The organism is Actinoplanes sp. NPDC049316 (assembly GCF_040677315.1).
In the GTDB taxonomy this organism is placed as follows: Bacteria; Actinomycetota; Actinomycetes; order Mycobacteriales; family Micromonosporaceae; genus Actinoplanes.
The window spans coordinates 228,326-231,755 of sequence record NZ_JBFAQM010000010.1; the positions used below are offsets into that span (position 1 = coordinate 228,326).

Genomic DNA, 3,430 nt, shown 5'->3' on the forward strand with positions numbered 1-3,430 from the left:
CCACGACGCCACATCCACCGGCTCGTCGCCGACCTGGAGCAGCGGATCAGCCAGAAGACCCGGGCGGCGATCGCCCACCGGCAACAGCCAGCCGAACCCACCGCGACGGCTCACTGACCGGCAACGGCCGGTCGGACCCGCGGAGGACAAGCAGACAACGCCTCTTTTGCTGACAGTCAATGGCCGGCCACGCGAGAGGCGGGCACGCAAAGCCTCGCGCCCTGGGCGGGCCTTGCGGACGCCGGATTGACTAGGATCGCTCTCTGACGGCCGCTCTTCGAAGGGGATGCGATGACCGATCCTGACATCGACGTCACTCGACCGAGTAGCGCACGGGTGTGGAACTACCTTTTGGACGGCAAGGACAACTTCGCCGTCGACCGGGAGCTGGGCGAGGCGCTCCGCTCGGCGAACCCGGGGATCGCAGGGGTCGCCCAGTCCCAGCGGAGGTTCCTCATCCAGGCGGTCACGCTCCTCGCCGGCGAGAGGGGCATCCGGCAGTTCCTGGACATCGGCACCGGCCTGCCGACGGCGGACAACACCCACGAAGTGGCGCAGCGAGTGGCACCCGCGTCGCGCATCGTCTACGTGGACAACGATCCCCTCGTCCTGGCACACGCCCGTGCGCTGCTGACGAGCTCGCCGGAGGGCAAGACCGCGTACATCGACTCCGACGTCGAGGACCCGGAGCGCATCCTGCGCGAGGCCGGCCAGACGCTCGACTTCAGCAAGCCCGTGGCGGTGACGATGATCGGCATCCTCGGCAACGTCGCCGACTACGCCGAGGCCCGATCGATCGTCGAGCGGCTCCTCGACGCCGTACCGCCGGGCAGCTACCTGGCGGTGAGCGACGGGACGAGCACAAGCGCCCAGAGCGTGGAGAGCCAGCGGGTGGCCAAGCAGAGCGGCCACCCGTACAACCTGCGCACCCCCGAGGAGATCGGCGGCTACTTCCAAGGCCTGGAGCTGCTCGAGCCGGGAGTGGTGTCGACCCCCCTGTGGCGGTCGCAACCGGGCACCCGGCCGGAGGCGCTCGACGTGTACTGCGCGGTGGGCCGCAAACCTTGACACGCCACGAGGCGCCGCCGCCGGCCTCAATGTCATAAACGATGCGGCAGCATTCGAGCGCGAACTGGTTCCTGAGGTCGGCAGCGCGGACATGAGTTTCATCAAATGCTCGACTAACCAAACCTTGCCGCTTGTGCCGGCGCATTCGCGGCCCCGCTTGACGCGATTCTGCTTCATCGCGCCACTTTCCCCGCCGGGTTCTTCCCGGCACTTGACGCGATATCGACCTGCGGGTGCCGAATGTGCCGCAGGGACGCCCGCGGCAGCGGTTCGCTCAACGGGATCTCGTGAGAAGCACCGGCCGGAATCGGATTCCTGCACCATAGGTGACTCCACCCGCTCCGCCGCAGCCACACTCACCACCCCTGCCGACGCGGCGGAGGCGACGTCTCTAACCGACGCAGCGGAAACGTCAGCTACCGCTGCCAACGCAGCGGAGGTGAGGTCTGCAACCACTGCCGACGCAGCGGAGGTGACGCCTCCAACCGCTGCCGACGCAGCCGAGGTGACGCTTGGAACCGCTGCCGCCTCGCCCGTAGCGTCACCGGCAACTGCTGCCGCCCGCATCGCGTCATGCGCCTCTGCCCGCTGCACGGGCCGCACCCGCGCACGCTCCGACCCGGACGCGCTCACGGGACGACGGTCCATTCCCGCCCCGTCCGTCGATGCCACCGCCCGGCACCGTGAGGTCGGCGTCGCCTCGCTTCGCAGGCTCGCCGGCCGGTCCGTGTTGCGACCAGCGGCGACAACAACGCGAGCAGCGACAGACGGGTGGCTGTCACGATCGCCGTGCGCGCGACGCAACTTCGTGGCGTGCCTCTGCGCGAGCCCCCACGCCCGATGACGAGCATGCTCACGGCGAAACTCCTCGCGTGCGGGACAGTAGTTCCGCGCGGCGGTCCGGTCGCGCATCACCGCCAATTCCGCCGAGGAGAAAAACTGAAGCTGCCGCATCCCTGAATTGTTCCGCGACCCGCCCCGCCGCTCCACTTAACGATCACGCCGAAAAAGCGACGATCGCCACAGCGGAATAACTGGTCCACCGTCGACAGGATCTGACTAACCTTCGGGCCGGAGAATGCCCTTCGGGAGTACCGTCCCTGTTGTCGCAACATGACCTCAACCCGAAGATCATCGTCGACTTTGAAGGGCCGAGGAGAGAACTCTCGCCCGCCCGTGCCCTTGCGCGGGCGGGCCGATCTGGGGATAGAGGACGGGAGGCGGAGACCGAGTGAGGAGAGCCGGGGTGACAGCGACTTCGTTGACCAGGTCCGAGCGGCAGCGACCGGGTGATGACAGCCCGGCACGCGACTGCCAGCCGTTCGACTGTGGACAACCACCATTGACCGGGACGCCGCCGTTTAGGATCCTGCCATGTCATATGACCTAGCCGTCTGGGAAGGCGACCGGCCGGCGAACGACGTCACCGCTGCGGCACAGTTCGAAGTGCTGTTCGATCGATTCCTGGAGTCCGGGGAGGTGGTGGAGCCCACAGCTCGAATCGCCGAATACCTCACTGCGCTGCTGGACCGCTATCCGGACACAGACCCCGATGCCGGTGACGGCGGGCCCTGGGCGGCTGGGCCACTGATGAGCCAGGCGAGCGGGCCGCTGGCGTACCTGCCGATGGTGTGGAGCCGCTGCGATGAAGTCTCGGCATGGGCGGCCCGCTTGGCCGAGGAACACTCCCTGAACTGCTACGACCCGCAGACGAAGCAACTGCGTACGCCTTGGGGCCGGCCTTGGCGGTTCGAGCTCAGCTCCGCGGACGGTCGTTCGTCACGCGACCCGGATGCCGAGGCTGTCCGCCGGGTCGTGGCCGGAGTGGGCGCGGACGATTATTTCGCGGTGCTCCAGCGGTCCGACGACTGGTACGTCCAGGTCGGATACGGAGAAAGGGCGGGAACCCGCAACGGTTGGTATGCGCTCGAGCGCAGAGAAGGTACGCCCGACCGGCATTATCGTGCGGAAGTCACGAACGTCGAGGACGTCGTCGAAGCGTTCGTCGGCTTTCTCCAGGACGACCCCACCATCGCACACCGGTTCTCTTGGCAGCCGTACACCCTATGAGCATCGGACCGGGGCCGCTTGGACCTGCGACGCCGTGGACAATTCGGCGGCCCTGCACCAGCAGCCCGGTCGAAGCGCCGCCCGCCCCGGCGGCGGCCGCGGCATCGGCGGCGTCGGCCTCCGGGCGTCCGCCCCCCGGCGATGGCGGCGGTGGCGGCGGCGCGGCGGTGGCGGCGGCGGAGGCGCGGTGGCGGCCCCCCCCCGTTACCTTTTTGATCGTCCCCGGTGGGGACTGCTCGGTCGCTCGGTCCGGTATGACTTACTGCCCCTGTCGTACGCATGATCCGGGGGG

General features: G+C 68.4%; 2 protein-coding genes. Both read left to right on the top strand.

Annotated features, from left to right (window positions below; all coding sequences use genetic code 11):
• The first annotated feature begins 291 nt into the window (after positions 1 to 291).
• Entirely contained in the window at positions 292 to 1,068 is a 777-nt protein-coding gene (locus AB0K03_RS18450; protein ID WP_364686108.1) for an SAM-dependent methyltransferase, read from the top strand.
• 1,374 nt (positions 1,069 to 2,442) lie between these two features.
• Positions 2,443 to 3,138, top strand: a complete 696-nt coding sequence (locus tag AB0K03_RS18455; protein WP_364686111.1) for a hypothetical protein — start codon at positions 2,443 to 2,445, stop codon at positions 3,136 to 3,138.
• The last annotated feature ends 292 nt before the right edge of the window (positions 3,139 to 3,430 follow it).

Bases quoted from the DNA above. Each gene is read 5' to 3' on its own strand.
- AB0K03_RS18455 (WP_364686111.1), top strand. From the start codon at position 2,443: ATGTCATATGACCTAGCCGTCTGGGAAGGCGACCGGCCGGCGAACGAC.
- AB0K03_RS18450 (WP_364686108.1), top strand. From the start codon at position 292: ATGACCGATCCTGACATCGACGTCACTCGACCGAGTAGCGCACGGGTG.